Annotated in this window: 11 protein-coding genes; 4 read left to right on the top strand and 7 right to left on the bottom strand. The window is 46.2% G+C overall.

From position 1 onward, the window contains the following. Positions 1-79 precede the first annotated feature (79 nt). Positions 80-2200: a winged helix-turn-helix domain-containing protein gene (locus ACO0KZ_RS01180; protein WP_422991904.1), complete on the bottom strand. Its 2121-nt coding sequence runs from the start codon at positions 2198-2200 to the stop codon at positions 80-82. 55 nt (positions 2201-2255) lie between these two features. Then, the gene (locus tag ACO0KZ_RS01175) at positions 2256-4025 is read right to left on the bottom strand and encodes a glutamine--tRNA ligase/YqeY domain fusion protein (RefSeq protein WP_422991902.1); all 1770 of its coding nucleotides are present in this window, start codon (positions 4023-4025) and stop codon (positions 2256-2258) included. A 625-nt stretch (positions 4026-4650) separates the two neighbouring features. Between ACO0KZ_RS01175 and ACO0KZ_RS01170 the strand changes: the two genes are divergently transcribed. Both ACO0KZ_RS01170 and ACO0KZ_RS01165 read left to right on the top strand, forming a co-directional pair. Beyond that, positions 4651-6972 carry a DUF5916 domain-containing protein gene (locus ACO0KZ_RS01170; protein ID WP_422991900.1) on the top strand — a complete coding sequence of 774 codons (2322 nt, stop codon included), beginning with the start codon at positions 4651-4653 and terminating at the stop codon, positions 6970-6972. A 167-nt stretch (positions 6973-7139) separates the two neighbouring features. Beyond that, positions 7140-7586, top strand: coding sequence for a DUF2214 family protein (locus ACO0KZ_RS01165; RefSeq protein WP_422991898.1), 447 nt, complete (start codon positions 7140-7142; stop codon positions 7584-7586). 34 nt (positions 7587-7620) lie between these two features. Here ACO0KZ_RS01165 and ACO0KZ_RS01160 read toward each other — a convergent pair whose 3' ends face one another. The 5 genes from ACO0KZ_RS01160 to garD form a co-directional block, all read right to left on the bottom strand. Beyond that, positions 7621-8076 (bottom strand): GNAT family N-acetyltransferase, encoded by a 456-nt coding sequence (locus ACO0KZ_RS01160; protein ID WP_422991896.1) that lies wholly within the window; start codon positions 8074-8076, stop codon positions 7621-7623. Positions 8077-8109: 33 nt separating this feature from the next. Continuing rightward, the gene (locus tag ACO0KZ_RS01155) at positions 8110-8913 is read right to left on the bottom strand and encodes a LytR/AlgR family response regulator transcription factor (RefSeq protein ID WP_422991894.1); all 804 of its coding nucleotides are present in this window, start codon (positions 8911-8913) and stop codon (positions 8110-8112) included. 31 nt (positions 8914-8944) lie between these two features. Further along, entirely contained in the window at positions 8945-10063 is a 1119-nt protein-coding gene (locus ACO0KZ_RS01150) for a sensor histidine kinase (protein WP_422991892.1), read from the bottom strand. 253 nt (positions 10064-10316) lie between these two features. Next, positions 10317-11141: an NAD-dependent epimerase/dehydratase family protein gene (locus tag ACO0KZ_RS01145; RefSeq protein ID WP_422991890.1), complete on the bottom strand. Its 825-nt coding sequence runs from the start codon at positions 11139-11141 to the stop codon at positions 10317-10319. 117 nt (positions 11142-11258) lie between these two features. Continuing rightward, positions 11259-12827 carry a galactarate dehydratase gene (gene garD, locus ACO0KZ_RS01140; protein WP_422991888.1) on the bottom strand — a complete coding sequence of 523 codons (1569 nt, stop codon included), beginning with the start codon at positions 12825-12827 and terminating at the stop codon, positions 11259-11261. Positions 12828-13235: 408 nt separating this feature from the next. On the opposite strand from garD, the gene ACO0KZ_RS01135 reads away from it, so the two are divergent. Both ACO0KZ_RS01135 and ACO0KZ_RS01130 read left to right on the top strand, forming a co-directional pair. Further along, positions 13236-13925 (top strand): FadR/GntR family transcriptional regulator, encoded by a 690-nt coding sequence (locus ACO0KZ_RS01135; protein ID WP_422991886.1) that lies wholly within the window; start codon positions 13236-13238, stop codon positions 13923-13925. 216 nt (positions 13926-14141) lie between these two features. After that, positions 14142-16838, top strand: coding sequence for a TonB-dependent receptor plug domain-containing protein (locus ACO0KZ_RS01130; RefSeq protein WP_422991884.1), 2697 nt, complete (start codon positions 14142-14144; stop codon positions 16836-16838). The last annotated feature ends 202 nt before the right edge of the window (positions 16839-17040 follow it).

Here is a 17040-nt window from a genome sequence, read left to right as displayed (position 1 = left end):
GAGTAAATTTTTGGAGGCAGGTCTCGAACCAAGGTTTTCTCGCTTTGATACTTGCATGTAAAGACCTGACCCTGTTCTTTTAATCGTACAAATTTCGTGCCGTTTCGGACAAGACGTAAGTGTATGGATTACTCTCTTTTGCACGAACAATGAGTCCTTTTTTGAGATCAAGCATTTTACATTTTTGACCAATTGATTGTGATGAAATGTCGATTTCTTCTGAAATTTCTCTCGCTGTGACAGGCGCGCCATGTTTCGTCAATTCCATCACAATTTCTATGTCGACGGGATTTAACAACGCTTCCTGCTCAATTTGTTTTAACTCTGTTCTGATTTCTTCAGATAGCGCTTCAGTAATTACTAAAGATCCACACTTATTGCATTTGAAATCAGTGAATTCCAATAACGGTATGTGTTCTTGACTGAATACTTGGCTGCACTCATCATTCGTACAATGTGTCGTTTTGCTCGTTGCTAAAAACTCCTTTATTAAGACATTGAAGCTAAACGGGCGTTCGATAAAATATTTTCTATATTTAGTGCCTTTTGGTTTTCCCCAAGATAGGTTGTGCTTTTGAGTTAGGCCATAATTCAAGCAATAAACCGAAGAAAGTTGCCCATCTTTGTCGCTCATTTCAACGTATTTTGATATGAAGAAATTGAGCTCTAAAGTTTTCAGAAATTTTTCTAAATCTCTTGAAAAGTGGAAGTGACTGGCAAATGGTGTGGAAGGTATGTATGCCTCACCAGAATATTCAACCGTTGAAATTTTCTTCTTAATATCCGACATTTTATCAACGAATTTTGCAAGTAAATCTCGCAATTGGAGTGTATCGATCTTTTCATTAATTGAAAGAAGAGAGAATGTTGTCTTGTGAAAAAAAGGTTCTATTTTATCTTCGTAATATTTTTGCGCCGCTGCTTCAATGTCCTGCTTATTAATTGGCTTGTTATAAATTATTTTACTCTGATAACAAAAGGAAAGGATGTATCCGATTATTCGCGGTACATTCATTGAAACTTGAAAAATGAGCTCATAGTATTCGGCCATTTGCATTCTTGTTACATCGAAAAAATGGTCCGGAGTTGAATCTAAAAAATAATTAAAACGTTTTTCGATTAATCGTTTTGTGAAGTCGATTGCACCTTCTTCCATTTTATTTCTGTCAAATTCAGAATATAGGCTATAAAAATCTAGGTTAATGGTATCGATTTTTCCGGGATCAATTTTTCCAAAGTAAATACGATCGGGATATGCAGCCACTTTAAATTTAACAAATTCTTCAGACCAATTATTCAATGGTGCTAATATCACGTCGACGAAAGTTTTGATCGCGTGATCGTCTATTTCGGAAAAATCATCCAATAGCACAACAACATGTTTGACTTCAATATCAACAAGAATTGATTTGATTTCGTCGATGAAATTTTTGACTTGAAATACTTGCATAAAAACTGAAGAAAAATCTTCCTCGAGGGCAGATGAAGAGAGTTGATCATCAGAGTTCTTATTTTCAAAATCTAAAGAGGCCTTTAATTTGGGTGAAAAATTTTCTGCTTCTGCGGTTGCAGAAAGTTTTGTGGATTTTGAATGGGATAATTTTTTTTCATCAAGTTGTTTTCGTTTTGACGCTATCCCTTTTATAATCGGAATTTCGATTTCTTTTAACAACTCATTGTCTTCAATAGCATTTTTAAGTTTTTGAATTTTTTGTTTGACTAGTTGTGTTTTTGTTTCACAAAATATTTGTTTAAATTTTTCAGTAATTGTGTCGCAACGTAAATCAATTTCTTCGGCAATTCTTTTCAGGACTGTTTGAAGGAAGCTTCTTTCAATTAAATATTTTTGTATTGCTTTTGGCGATAAGTACTCTGCTAAATATTCGAGATTTAAGTATTCTGTAGAAGCAGATTCGTAAATCGTCTTCACGTCTAAATAACATGGGAGTGAAGTCGATTTTTTTCTTAATTCTTGCTCTATTCTCAAAAAAATTGTTGATTTTCCGGTACCTTTCCTTCCAATTAGAAAAGTTGTATTTTCTTTTATACTTTTCTTTAAAATATGATCGTTGGGAAGAAGATCCGTATAGAGTAGTTCAAGCAGATTTTTCCCTTTATCATCTGAGAGATCGGCTCTTCGATATTTTTTTAATGATTCAACAGCATTGAAAAAATTGTCTTTCTCTGTTTGATTAAACATTAATTTGTCTCTTTTTTGTTTGAGATTAAAGGGAGCTTTGAACGGAAAAGGAGTGTCACTTCCCCCAACTATCCTTCAAAGTAGTAACCCGATTAAACACAGGCACACCCTTCACAGAATCCACACGATCCGCCACAAAATAACCATGGCGTTCAAATTGTAAACGCGTATCCGGTTCCACATTCGCCATGCCCGGTTCTACATAAGCGCGGATGGTTTCTAAAGAAGCTGGGTTCAACAAAGCCATGAAGTCTTTGCCGCCTGCATCTGGGTTGGCGTCTGTGAAAAGGCGGTCGTACAAACGTACTTCCACTTCTAAAGAATCCGATACGCTGACCCAGTGGATGTTACCTTTGACTTTGTAATTGGCGCTGCCTTCTGTGCCTGATTTACTGTCGGCGAAGTAGTTGCAATGCACAGCGGTAATCACACCGTTCTCATCTTTATCGCAACCAACACATTCGACCACATAGCCGTAACGCAAACGCACTTTATTGCCTGGGAATAGGCGGAAGTAGCCTTTTGTTGGTTCTTCCATGAAGTCTTCTTGTTCTATCCACAGTTCTTTGCTGATGGTGAATTCGCGGTTGCCGAGTTCTGGGTGGTGTGGGTGGATAGGGGCTGTACACGCGACCTTTTCGCCCTCAGGGAAATTGCCGATGATGAGTTTGAGCGGGCGCAAGACGGCGGTGGCGCGTGGTGCTTTTGGGTCTAGGTCTTCACGCAGGCAGCCTTCTAGCGTGCTGTAGTCGATCCAGCCATCGGAGCGGGTGACGCCTATGCGTTCGCAGAACAGTTGGATGGCTTCTGGTGTGTAGCCGCGACGACGTATGCCGACGATGGTAGGCATGCGCGGGTCGTCCCAACCGCTGACGATGTTTTGTTCGACCAGTTGGCGCAGTTTGCGTTTGGAGGTGACGACGTAGGTCAAATTCAAACGCGCGAATTCGTACTGTTGCGGTACCGGTTGTTTGAAGAAACCACCTTCGGTAGCACGGGCGATAATCCAATCGTAGAACGGACGGTGATCTTGGAATTCCAAAGTACAGATCGAGTGCGTGATCTCTTCGATCGCGTCTTCTAATGGGTGGGCGTAATCGTACATCGGGTAGATGCACCATTTGTCGCCGGTGTTGTGATGAAGCGCGTGACGAATGCGATAGATCGCTGGGTCGCGCATATTCATGTTCGGTGAAGCCATATCGATTTTAGCGCGGACGATGTGCGCACCGTCGGCAAATTCTCCGGCTTTCATGCGGCGGAATAAATCTAAAGATTCTGCCACGGCACGATCGCGGAAAGGCGAGTTCACACCAGGTTTGGAGAAGTCTCCACGATTCGCTGCCATGTCTTCGGCGCTTTGGCTATCGACGTAGGCGTGGCCTGCTTCGATTAAATATTCCGCAATCGCATAGAAGGTGTCGAAGTAATTGCTGGCGTAGTAGAGGTGGTTGCCAGTTTTGCCTTCCCAATCAAAGCCTAACCATTTCACGCTGTCCATGATGGTGTCGACGTATTCTTGGTCTTCTTTTTCTGGATTGGTGTCGTCAAAGCGCAAGTGGCAACGACCCTGGTAGTCGCGGGCTAAACCGAAGTTTAAGCAGATAGATTTGGCGTGACCGATGTGTAAGTAGCCGTTCGGTTCTGGCGGGAAGCGGGTGATGACGTTTGGCAAGCCATCGCGTGTGTATTTGCCTTCTGCTAGATCGCGGTCGATGATGCCGCGCAGGAAGTTGGAGATGACTGTCGGCTCCGCGCTCGCGTCCGACTTAGTATTCGCTTTTGCAGATGGGGTGGCGAGGTTATTTTTAATATCGTTGCTCATTGCTTAATTCTTTACAAAAAGGATACAAATTAGAGGTAAGTTTAGATTGAATATTGGCAAGCATTTTACCGCAGGGTAGGTGGTTTATGGGGTTTGCCTAGGTTTGCCGGGTTTTATTCGAGGAAAACGTCGGTTTTTGGGTGCTGTTTTGAGGGAAACAAGCTTTGGTTTGCAGTCGCTGGGGTCGAGCTGCCGTACGTGGCTCGTTTCTGAACTACCCTCACCCTAGCCCTCTACCGCTTGCGGGAGAGGGGACTGGTGCTAATGTTTTTGCTGTTCAATTTTGAGTTTGTCCTTCCAATGCAAGATTTTTTAGGCAGCTGGCAAAATGAGCTAATGGAACCCTCCCTTTCAAGGGGGAGGGCAGGGTGGGGATGGGTTTCTGTCGGATCTGCAAGTCCATTTTCCGGACGTTACCCATCCCCATCCCCATCCCAGCCTTCCCCTTGAAGGGGAAGGAGAATTCCGGTTCTATACAGTTTTTTAGTATTGCAAGGTAGGTGCAAGCCGCGCCCTACGGGGCAGAGTCGCCCTCAACCTAGCCCTCTCCCGCTTGCGGGAAAATGGATATGTGTCATTTACTTGAACTTTAATATTTTTTTGCAATCTATGTAGTCAATGTAAAATGCCAGTTTTTTTTGCTGCTGATGCCTGCAATAGTGGTTCGCTGAAAGATGAGAAGTTTATGTTGAAGAAGATAGTTATAGCCTTGAGTTTATGCTTTGCCAGCGTCGCTGTGCAGGCGCAAATTGAAGCGCAGACACAGGTACAGGCGCAAAGTAAGTTGATCATACCTCGTGCTAAAACTCCGCCCTTGCTACGCGATTATGTGCGTGGCGTGCCTGCTGATGCGGGTTTTATGATCAATGAATTTACCCAGCGTTCGCCTAGCGATGGCACACCAGCGACCCAGGCGACTACCGCTTATCTATCGTATGACGATACACATTTTTATGCGGTGTTTGTGGCGAAAGATGATCCGTCATTGATACGCGCTCGTATTGCCAAGCGTGAGGATTTTGAGGGTGATGATTTTACGGTGTTGGAGTTGGATACTTTTCATGACAAGCGCCGTTCATTTATCTTTTTTGTGAATCCGTATGGTGTGCAGCTTGATTCTAGACGTACCGAAGGACTTGACCCTGATAATAATTTTGATACGCAGTGGGAGTCAGAAGGCGAGTTGACCAGCGACGGTTATGTGACGCGATTTTCGATACCACTGAAGAGCCTGCGCTTCAAAAATGCCGATGTGCAAACTTGGGGCGTCGCGGTGGGGCGCGTGATTTCGCGTTTGAATGAAGAAGCCTTTTGGCCGCCTATCAGTAAAAAAATTGCAGGCTTTGTGCCGCAAATGGCGAGTATGACGATACCGGAGAAATTAAGTGCTGGTCGCAATGCGCAAATCAATCCTTTTGTGTTTTTGGGTAATTCACGTTTGCTTAATACCGATGATCATAGCCGTCCGGTCTGGCAACAAGATAATAAAGTACAGGCGGGTCTCGATGCAAAATGGGTGCTCGGTGATGCAACGGCGATTGATCTGACTTTGAAACCTGATTTCAGTGAAGTGGAATCGGATGAGCCGCAAATCGTAGTAGGCAAACGCTATGAAGTTTTATTCCCAGAAAAGCGTCCATTCTTTTTAGAGAACGCGAGTTTCTTTCATACACCAAATCCGCTCTTCTTTTCGCGTCGCATCAGTCAACCTAATGCAGGTTTGCGTGTCACAGGCCGCGCCGAGAATTGGGCTTATGGTGGTTTATTGATAGACGATCAGGCGGCAGGTGAGGATCAGGATGCAAAGAAAGCCAATGCGCATATCGCGATGGCGCGTGTCCAAAATGATGTGACGCACGATCTGAGTCTAGGCGTATTGGCGACAAATCGCCGTGTGTCCGGTGAACGCACTAATTGGGCTGAACGCGATTCGGTTCTTAGTTTTGATGGCCGATATCAATTGGATGAGAATTGGATTTTTCAAAGCCAACTGGCGCGTAGCCAAAGTCAGACTAAGATCGACAATCGGGATCAGCAGCAAAGTGGGCATTTGAATTACATAGAAGCCAAACATCAGGGTAAACATTTAGAGTTCTTAGCTAAGTATCTCGATGTCAGCCCAAATTTCGCGACGAGTTTGGCTTTCTTGCCGCGCACTGATATCAAGCAAATTCAACAAGAAGCTAAGTATGTTTGGCATCTAGACGGCTATGATCACTTACAAAGAATTGGTGCTGTGATTACGAGTGAAGTGGCACGCAATCAGGATGGACAGTTGCAAGATTGGTTGGCAAATGCCGGCATGTTCGCTGATTTCAGTCGGAATTCTTGGTTTGAACTGTTTGCACGCCGCGGCTTTGAAAATTACGCGGGCCGTGATTATCACAAACAAGGTTGGATGCTGGATGCCGGAAGTAGTTGGTGGAATTGGCTGACTGTGTTCACGCAAATGGGCGTGATAGATAGTATCAACTATATGCCAGTGAGTGGCGTCTCAACATTGATGGGCAAAGGTCGCAATGTCGATTTGACGGTGACGTTTAAACCTCACGCTCAATGGCGTCTGGAAGAAAAAGTATTGTGGAATGATTTGCGCACGCCATCAAATTCTAAGGGAGAGACCTCGTTGGTGTATCGCAATCTGATGTTGCGTACAAAATTGAGCTATCAACACAATCGCTTTTTGGGACTACGTGTGATTGCTGATTATCATATGTTGGACAGTAATTCTCGCTTGAGTACGCTGCAATCTGGCAAACAGTTGAATACCGATTTTCAGATGAGCTATTTGCTGAGTCCGGGTACCAGTATCATTGCCGGTTATGGCAACCGTCAAGAGAATCTGGCATTGATTGGTAACCCTACGCATCTACAGCGCACTGAAGATTTGAATTTACGTACGGGGCGCCGGGTGTTTATTAAATTGAATTATTTGTATCAGCTGTAAGCGGCGTGCCTTATTGAAATCCTTGATTTGATTTCCACGCGTTCATTTCGCGCCCTGATGATGCCGTTCACGACAAAATACGATGTATTCGTCGCTTTCTATCTTTCGATACGTAAGAAGTCGGCAAAATTTGCAGGTTAATCAACAAATCTAGCCTAAGGAAATTTATGAACGCTCTAGTGTTTGCCTACCTTCATCATATTTCGGTGTTTACTTTGGTGGCTGTTTTGGTGCTCGAGTGGGTATTGATTCGGCAGGAATTGAACCTTGGTATTGCGAAAGCTATTCGAATAGCAGATGCAATCTATGGCGCCAGTGCTGGCGGCATTATTTTGATCGGTAGCTTACGCGTGATGTGGTACGAAAAAGGCGCTGATTACTATCTACATAGCCATGCCTTCTGGTGGAAAATGGCGATCTTTGCTGCGGTCGGTATTTTGTCGATTTATCCAACCATAGTGTTTGCTCGCTGGGGAAAAACTATGAGAGCAGGCAGTACCCCGGTCCTCACAACAAGTCAGCTGAGTCGCTTGAAAACGATTTTAAATGCTGAATTGTTGTGTATTGCTTTGATACCCGTGTTTGCCTATGCAATGGCACATGGCGTGTTTTAGGCGCATTAAGCTTCGTGCATAAAATGATCTTGGGTCATGCCGTCAACAACATCTCCACATGGGCAATATCATCTTCCAGATACATATCGGATACGGTGACAAAGCCAAACGATTGGTAGAATTTTTCCAGATACTGCTGCGCACCGATGCGTATCGAATGAGTGGGGTGCTGCGCTAAACAGGCGGCGACACCGCGTGTCAGCAATTCTTTGCCTATGCCAGTACCACGGGCGAATTGGCTGGTGATGACGCGACCCAGAGAGGCTTCTGGGTATTTCAAACCAGGTGGCACGATGCGTAAGTAAGCGGCGGCTTGTTGATCTTCGCTCCAGGCGATTAAATGCAGTGAATCTTGATCGGCATCATCCATGTCCAGATACGGGCAATTCTGTTCAACGACGAAGACGGCTGAGCGGGCGCGTAGGATGGCATACAGTTGTTCGACTTTGAGCTCTTGAAAGCGGCACAGTTGCCAAGTGATGTTTTGCATAAATTCTCTTCTGATAGTCGACTTTGTGAAATTCTACATCTGCTTGAATAAGTGCGCATAGACGCGACTGACTTGCAGTTTTTGCGTGCTGCCTTTGAGCTGCAGGCTGAGCTTGCCGGCTTCGTCACGGCTGGCATATTGCAGATGCTGGGTGTTGACGATGTAGCTGCGGTGGATTTGCCAGAATAATTGTTGATCAAGCTGTGGCAATAATTCACGCAGACTCATACGAATCAAGCTAGCCTGATCTGCGGTCACAACGTTGATGTATTTGTCGGTCGCTTCAAAATACAATACGTCTGCAATTGGGATCATGCGTATCTGATTGCCGACCGCTGCACGTATCATCGTCAGTCGTTCGGTGGCGGGATTGCTCAAGCCAGCGAGCGCAGGATTGAGTTTGCCCAATTGCGCGATCATGCGTTCCAATTCAGAAGGACGTTCTTGCTTGTCTTCCAATTTTGCTTGCAGACGTTGTATCGTCTTAGCAATGCGCACATCGCTTATTGGTTTTAATACATAGTCGGTGGCTTGATGTTCAAATGCCTCGATCGCAAATTCATCATAGGCGGTGACAAAGACGATGAGCGGAAATGGTTTTTCGCTCGGCCATTCTTCCGCTAATTCTTCCGCTACTTCTAACCCTGTTTTGCCCGGCATTTTGATGTCGAGAAAAATCACATCTGGGAAAGTTTTAAGCGCTTCATTGACCGCTTCTACCCCATTGGCAGCGACACCTGCGATTTCTAGTTCAGGCCATAGTTTTTCTAAGGTTTTGACCAAAGTCAGCGAGAGAATTTCTTCGTCTTCGGCAATCAGGGCGCGTATTTTTTGCATGATGAGGTAGAGAAAAGTTTAGGGGTAAATTCTATGACTGAGCTTGCAGCTGAGGTAATGGCGACGCAATAGGTAACAGTAATTGAGCGACTACGCCGCTTGGTTGGTTGTCGCGTAGCTGCAAGCTGGCATCTGGTCCATACAGAGCGAGTATACGTTCACGTACATTGGCATTGCCGACATGGCTGCGGTTATCTGCGCTGACATGGTTTTCGTCATAATCGATGGGTAAGCCGAGGCCGGTATCGATCACCAGAATCTGCAACGTTTGCGCTTTCATTTTTGCGCTGACATGGATGCTGCCACCTTCCATTTTCGGTTCGACACCGTGTTTAATCGCGTTTTCTACCAGGGGCTGTAACAACATAGGCGCGATTTCTTGAGTTGTTAATTCGGGTGGCAAATCTGAGCTGTAACTGAGACGTTTGCCCATGCGGATTGCCAGTAATTCGAGATAGGAATTCATCAATTCAAACTCGTGTTTGAGCGTGGTTTTTTGGGTGCGTGAAGAATCTAGACTGGCGCGCAGATAACGTATCAACTGCTCTAACATGTGTTGTGCACGAGCTGTATCAATCGCGATCAATCCTTGTAAATTAGCGAGCGTGTTGAACAGCATATGTGGCTCTATCTGTGCTTGCAGTAATTGCAGTTGCGCTTGTAAGGCTTGTTTTTCGATGGCGGCAGTGCGTGCTTTTTCTTTCTCTTGTTCGGCCTGCATTTCAGCTAGTTTAGATTGATTCCAAAAAAAGATACCGGCAAACAGGCTGATGAAGACGGACATGATAATGACCGGGAGATTGCCGCTGTTCATGATAGAAAGAAAGCCTGGTATTTTCTGCTTATAGATCAGCATGCCAGCGGCGCCGCCAAGGTAATAGCCTATGGGTGCTGAGGCGGCGCACATGAGCAGAAAACTGGGGCGATGCGGTTTTTTGTCGCGCCAGATGAGCCAGCGCATGAAACCTATGGTCAGGTTAATGGACGTGCCGATTAGCATGGAAAATACCCAAGTCATACTGAAGCTTGGGCCCACCTTCATCACCAGTGTCAGGAAAACGGCTATAGCCGTGTTGATCGCGACAAGTTGTCCGAAACCAATGAATATGCGAATAAGGCGCGGCTGATCCAACGTCCAGAATGTGTTCATAGTCATGCCAAATTGATTGTGAGTTTTGATGCCTGACTAATTAAGCGAAATTATTTGCTTTGAGTGAGTCAGTCCTGTATTGCTAAGTATAAAGCTTAGCGAAGAATTCGAGTCGGATAAATTGGCTTGCGATTAAGTAGCGCATTTGCGCCGCGAGAGTCGTCTAAAAAGGCGTGAGCGCAGAGTGGAGGGGTATTCGAGGTATGTTGCGCAGGGTGCACATGGCACACCCTGCAATAACTTGATCTTGCAATTACTTGTACTGCGGCCCTGTCAACAAGAATCCGCCACCTTGATAAATCGTCGTGATGTCGTCTTTTTCAGGATAGTCGGCGCTATCTGGGAATTTGTGGGCGAATTGACTGGAGCTGTCTTTTGCCTTGTAACCAAGGTGGCTAGCGAGGCGGTTATCCCACCAACTCGCTGCATTGTCGGACGCACCAAAAGCAATCGTGTGTCCTACGCGTGGCGTGAATAAACAGCAGCGCAGCATTTCAACTAAATCGTCATAGCTAAAATAAGTCACCATCATGCGTTTATTGATCGGCTCTGGGAAAGAGGAACCTATCCGCAGGCACACGGTTTCTATACCAAAACGGTCGTAGTAATAACGCGATAAGTCTTCACCGAAACATTTGCTAATGCCATACATGCCATCTGGACGACGTGGATCATTGGCGTCGATATAGTCGGTGGTTTTGTAAAAACCGACGGTATGGTTAGAGCTGGCAAACACGACACGTTTTACGCCCGCTTTGTGCACGGCTTCATAAATATTGTAGGTGCCTTGAATATTCGCCAGCATGATCGCTTCAAAATTATTCTCAGTCGAGATGCCACCAAAATGCAGAACCGCATCGACGCCTTCCATCAAAGCATGGACAGCGGCCTTATCGGATAGATCGCATTGCACGACTTCTTCGCCTTCTTTGGCCGGACTCATATCGCAGATGTCGCTGAGGCGAACGATATTCGCCCAAGGCTTGATACGCTCACGCAAAATCCTTCCCAAGCCGCCAGCGGCACCAGTTAATAGAATGCGATTGAAAGCTTTGCCTGGTGGTGTAGTGGTTGTCATGATGTTTCTCTTTGTTCTAAAAATTAGCAAAAAATAAGCTGAAAAAATAACTGAAAAAATAACTGAAAAAAAAGCTGTATTACGTTAATTGTTTAATCAACGAAGCTGTGAACTCCGTTAGGTAATCGGAGCAGGATTGAACAAGACCAACGCATTATGCAGTTTCCAGTATTCTGCCCAAGTCTTCTTGCCGCTCGCGACTTCGAGTAAGAAATGGAAGAGCTCCCAGCCTAATTCTTCTATGCTCGCTTCGCCACTGGCGATGCGGCCAGCGTTGATGTCCATCAAGTCATGCCAGCGACGTGCCAGATCATTGCGAGTCGCAACCTTGATCACAGGCACGGCGGCTAAGCCATAGGGCGTGCCACGACCGGTCGTAAACACATGTAGATTCATCCCCGCCGCCATTTGCAAAGTGCCACAAATAAAATCGCTAGCTGGTGTGGCTGCGTAAATCAGGCCTTTTTGCGTTAGCTTTTCACCGGGTGACAGCACGCCTGTAATGGCACTGCTACCGGACTTGACTATAGAACCCATGGCTTTCTCAACGATGTTCGATAAGCCACCTTTTTTATTGCCCGGTGTGGTGTTTGCGCTGCGATCTACACCGCCACGTTTTAAGTAATTGTCGTACCAATCCATTTCACGGATCATTGCTTCGGCAATTGCGGGTGTCGCTGCGCGTGAAGTTAATTGATCTATGCCATCGCGTACTTCGGTGACTTCAGAGAACATCACGGTAGCACCTGCGCGTACTAAGAGATCAGTTGCAAAGCCGACTGCCGGATTGGCGGTCACACCAGAAAACGCGTCACTACCGCCGCATTGCACGCCGACTACCAATTCGGACGCGGGGCAAGTCTCGCGCTGACGTTGATTTAGACGCGTCAGATGTTTTTCTGCGGTTTGCAGAATGGAGGTAATCATACTTTGAAAGCCAACATGTCCGGCATCTTGCAGACAGACTACATCAGGCTCTTGTTGACTTTGAATCGGGATAGACGCCTTGGGAAATAAACGTGTCGGTTGTAATTTTTCACAGCCCAGACTAACGACCATGGTCTGACCACCGAAGTTTGGATTTAGGCTGATGTTGCGCACGGTGCGGATAGGGATCATGGCATCGGGCGCGTCAATTGCGACGCCGCATCCGTAAGTATGTTCTAGTCCGACCACATCATCGACATTTGGGAATTTGGGTAATAACTCTTCTTTAATACGTTTGACAGCGTATTCCACGACACCAGCGACGCATTGTACTGTGGTTGTGATCGCCAGAATATTACGGGTGCCAACGCTGCCATCCGGATTGCGAAAACCTTGAAAGGTATAGCCTTCCAGTGCAGGTAAATCCGGTGCTTTGCGAGTGGCAATCGGTAGGTTTTCGAGCTTGCGGGCGGGCGGCAATTGCACTAGGGCTTCTTGTATCCAAGTCCCCGCTGGAATATCTTGCTGGGCATAACCGATGGTGACGTTGTAGCGCGTAATTGCACCACCTTGGGCGATATCTATGAGTGCGACCTTGTGTCCTTGTGGCACTGCTTCTAAGAGTGTCAAACCATCCGCGAATTGGGCGCCAGCTGGCAAGCCTCCATCATTGACGACGATGGCGACGTTGTCATGCTCATGCATGCGTATATATAAAGCGCTCAGGCCGCTTGCTGTCGTTGTCGTATCGTTTGCCATTTTCTTCCTCTCGTTCTGTTTCTTTATTTTTATTTGCCTTCACTTCACCAGCAACCAAAGTTCAAGTTAGAAAAACCGGTCAGTCCAGTTTTTTCTAACTTGTCTTCGACATCGACTGATTTGCCGTTGTGCCGAATTTAGCTGGCGTTTTTCATTTTTTACCGCAGCTCATTAATCAATATCAGAGCTATTTCTTGGTGAATTTTCTGGCGTTTCAGAAAGAGATGAGCGTTTAGCCACATCAATTCCATCCCTATTTTGGGCTTTTATATGTGGTGAGTATGCCACCAAAAAAATTATTTGGCTAGTCCACATTGCAAAATTGGTCTAACCACATTAGAATGGCCTTACCAAATGCAGCATATTAGCGACAACTCAGTAGAAAAATAAAGAAAGCATTAAGCCGCAATGACTAAAAAAGCCCACTCGGTCAGTGAGCACGAGCCGCGACTGTATCGCGTGGTGGCAGATCGCATACTGACACTTATACAAGACGAAGGTATCGCCGCCGGTGAGCGGTTGCCGTCGGAGCGGGATTTGGCGAGCAAATTAAGTGTGAGTCGCGCCTCTTTGCGTGAAGCGGTGTTGGCATTGGAATTAAGTGGTGTCGTGGAAGTGCGCGGCGGTTCCGGTGTGTATGTCTGCGAGAAGAAGGTTGAAGAAGATATTCCTGAAGTGGGGCCTGGGCCGTTTGAAGTCTTATCAGCACGCAGATTAATCGAAGCCGAAGTGGCAGCAATCGCAGCAAGGGTGGCGACGGATGCTTCCATTGATGCGATCTTGAACGCGGTATTGGCAATGGAAAAGCATCACGAACACTATGCTAGCAATGAGAATGCAGACCGCGATTTTCATCTGGCGATAGCGCGTGCTACGGGCAATAGTGCTTTGGTGGGCACGATGGAATATTTGTGGAATCAGCGTGGTCGTTTGTGGCATCGTTTAAAAGAGCATTTTCAAACCGAGGAATTGCGTCAGTTAACCTTAACCGATCATCGCAATATCTTAGAAGCGATTGTTGCTCATGATCCCGCCGCTGCGAGGAGGGCGATGCGTGCGCATCTGGAGCGGGTAACAAGAACCTTCTCTCGTGGCTAGTTTCTTAATGATGAAACCTGAGCGTATGACTAAGCTTAAAAGAACAGAAACAACAGAAGTTGGCGGTATGAAGTTGAATAAATTGACCGGTTCAGACCTCGGCACAGGCATCGCCTGACCCTCGTCGTGACGGCATCGGGTACGCGAGGTATTCCGACCAAGATCTTAGGTCCCGTAGTACTAGGACTTTAATTTAAAAATGAGCAGGAGACAGTAATGCAAACTAGTAAAAAATCTCAGATGAAGCAACTGACTTTGTCCGCCATCACTTTGGCTGTATTGGGTCTGATGCAACAAGCCGCCGCGCAAGAACCATTGCGCGTAGAAGTAACAGGCTCTTCAATTAAGCGTCTGGCGAGCGAAGCCTCATTGCCGATCACCGCAGTGTCCGGTGATGAAATGGAAAAGCGTGGTATGACGACGTTGGCTGATTTGATGATGGCCTTGCCACAGTCAAATTCTCTAGCGCCTTCGAATGCGGGTTCTGGTACGAATATCAATCTGCGCGGTTTGGGTGTCAACCGTACTTTGGTGTTATTGAATGGACGTCGCCTCGCGAACGAAGCGATTGCCGACGGTTATGCCAATTTGGACGTGATCCCTATGAGTGCGATTGCACGCGTAGAAATCTTGAATGATGGCGCGTCTTCTATTTATGGCTCTGACGCAATTGGCGGCGTAGTCAACTTCATTACTAAGCGTGATTACCAAGGTGTGGCAATTACAGCGCAAGCATTGCTGCCTCAACGCGATGGCGGTGGCGATGAAAAACGTTTCAGCTTTATCGCTGGTGCGGGTGATTTGCAAAAAGATGGCTGGAATGTGTATGCGACGTTAGATGGTCTGCGTCGTAGTCGTTTGGCGGCATCGGATCGCTCGGAATTAACTTCGGTTGACTTGTTGACCAGCATAGGTCGCGCTCCCTCTTTGGTGAGTGGTGGTTTCGCGACGCCAGCCAATTTCACGATTCCAAGTAACAAGAATTTTGCAGCGGCGAATCCTTACTATGGATCATCCTGTTTAGCGCCGTACTCGATACAAGGTGGTAAAAATACCTGCGTGATTGATAACAGCACTTATAACACCGCGATTTATGGTCGCGAGCAGTTAACTTTCTTTGCCAAAGCGACTAAGAAAATCAGCGAAGACCATACTTTCTCTGTCGATTATTCACGCGGTGAGGCAGAAATTTTTGGTACAAAAGTACCGACCACGAGTTTGGCGGCAAATGGTGTTACAGCTTTATTACCGTCTACCAGTAAATGGTACCCAGGTGGAAGTGGTGGCGTACCCGCAGTTGCAGGTGTGACTGGTGCACCGCTATTGGTGACATGGAGTGTAGGCGAAGCCGGTATGTATATCACTCGCGATGTGCAAACCAATCAACGTTTGAATTTTACCGATGAGGGTGAAATCGGCGGTTGGGACTATAAAGCAGGCTTGGTGATAGGTGTTAGTGACCGCGTCGGCTATTTGCATGCTGGCTCTTTGGATGGCCCGAAATTATTGACGGGTATTACCAACGGCACTCTGAATCCTTTTGGTTTGCAAGACGCAACAGGAAAAGCTTACTTGGATAGTATTTCTTTGAATGGCCAGAAGTTGCGCGTCTCTAAGAGTACTTTCACTGGACTTGAATTCACAATGAATAAGCCGATTATGAAGTTATCGGCGGGTGAAGTTGGTTTGGCATTGGGCGCGGACTTCCATCGTGATACAACCGAGGACGTGAAAACTGATCTCGGTTTGCTCGCGACCTATGCAGCATCTTCTCCATCACGTGGTCAGGGCGCGCGCAATGTTGCGGCCTTGTTTGCTGAATTGGACATTCCTGTTAGTAAAGAACTGAACGTCAATTTGGCGGTACGTGATGACCACTTTAGTGACTTCGGTAACACGATTAATCCTAAGGCAAGTTTCCGTTATCAACCGAATTCCACGATTATGTTCCGTGGTTCAGCAAATACAGGTTTCCGTGCACCGACTTTGTTCGATCGTTATGGTTATCGTCTGCCGGGTGCGACGACTACCACCGCGGCAGCATGGGATGATCCATTGCAATGTCCAAGCGCGACGCCAGCCATTGCCAATACGGGTAAACCTTTGCCAGGATTGGTTGCTGCGACAGTATGTAATGTGAAGTTGCCAAGACAAACAGGTAGCAATGCGGAACTGATTCCAGAAACTTCAGTCGGTGGCACCTTAGGTGTGGTCATTGAGCCTATGAAGAATTTGACGGTGTCTTTCGACTACTGGCGCGTCAATATGGATAAGATGCTGGCCAATTTGCCGGAGCAGGTCTACTTCACAGATCCAACTAAATATGCCAATTTATTCGTCCGGGATGAAACAGGCAAACTGCTCTACATCAAAAACACCACAATGAATTTAGGTGGACAAAAAGCGGCAGGTATCGACGTTGCAAGTAACTATACTTTCCCGACTGCAGACTTGGGTACATTTAAGCTGCAATTGAATGGTACTTACCTGACACAGTTCGATAATCAGTTGGAAAAAGGTGGTGATTTTGTTTCCAATATTGGTCGCTTTGGTCTTGCCAGCAATGGTACGACCAGCAGCTTGCCAATTATCACTTTCCGTTGGAAGCATAACCTCGCGTTGTCATGGTCTAAAGGTGATTGGAATACCCAATTGACGCAGAACTACAATACGGGTTACCACGATCAGAATCTGGTAGCTGCGCAATACTATCGTGATATCAAACCTTACACCATGTATAACTTCACGATGACTTATAAGGGCTTCAAAAACATCACGATCGTACTTGGTGTGAACAATCTGTTTGATGTCAATCCTCCAGTGACAAATCACAGTGGCTATACCGGTTATTTGAGCAGTGCGGCTAGCCCTCTCGGTCGTGCATTTAATACTCGTTTTACTTACACGTTTTAAGGGCGATGCTATTTCAGTCCGAAGAATGTGCACCATCGTCCCCTCTCCCGCAAGCGGGAGAGGGTTAGGGTGGGGGAGTTCGGTATTTATGAAGTTGGGAAAAATAAATCGGTAAGGAGATGACGAGATTTATGCTTCTAAACATTTTATTTAAATCTGAAACACCCTCATCCCCGGCCCTTCTCCCGCCTACGGGAGAAGG

The organism is Undibacterium sp. Di24W (genome assembly GCF_049340325.1).
Taxonomy (GTDB): Bacteria; Pseudomonadota; Gammaproteobacteria; order Burkholderiales; family Burkholderiaceae_D; genus Undibacterium.
This window is presented reverse-complemented; position numbering and strand designations above follow the sequence as displayed.

Coding starts and splice junctions, on each gene's coding strand:
- ACO0KZ_RS01175 (WP_422991902.1), bottom strand. CDS start 4,025: ATGAGCAACGATATTAAAAATAACCTCGCCACCCCATCTGCAAAAGCG.
- ACO0KZ_RS01145 (WP_422991890.1), bottom strand. CDS start 11,141: ATGACAACCACTACACCACCAGGCAAAGCTTTCAATCGCATTCTATTA.
- ACO0KZ_RS01155 (WP_422991894.1), bottom strand. CDS start 8,913: ATGCAAAAAATACGCGCCCTGATTGCCGAAGACGAAGAAATTCTCTCG.
- ACO0KZ_RS01150 (WP_422991892.1), bottom strand. CDS start 10,063: ATGAACACATTCTGGACGTTGGATCAGCCGCGCCTTATTCGCATATTC.
- ACO0KZ_RS01160 (WP_422991896.1), bottom strand. CDS start 8,076: ATGCAAAACATCACTTGGCAACTGTGCCGCTTTCAAGAGCTCAAAGTC.
- ACO0KZ_RS01180 (WP_422991904.1), bottom strand. CDS start 2,200: ATGTTTAATCAAACAGAGAAAGACAATTTTTTCAATGCTGTTGAATCA.
- garD (WP_422991888.1), bottom strand. CDS start 12,827: ATGGCAAACGATACGACAACGACAGCAAGCGGCCTGAGCGCTTTATAT.
- ACO0KZ_RS01135 (WP_422991886.1), top strand. CDS start 13,236: ATGACTAAAAAAGCCCACTCGGTCAGTGAGCACGAGCCGCGACTGTAT.
- ACO0KZ_RS01165 (WP_422991898.1), top strand. CDS start 7,140: ATGAACGCTCTAGTGTTTGCCTACCTTCATCATATTTCGGTGTTTACT.
- ACO0KZ_RS01130 (WP_422991884.1), top strand. CDS start 14,142: ATGCAAACTAGTAAAAAATCTCAGATGAAGCAACTGACTTTGTCCGCC.
- ACO0KZ_RS01170 (WP_422991900.1), top strand. CDS start 4,651: ATGCCAGTTTTTTTTGCTGCTGATGCCTGCAATAGTGGTTCGCTGAAA.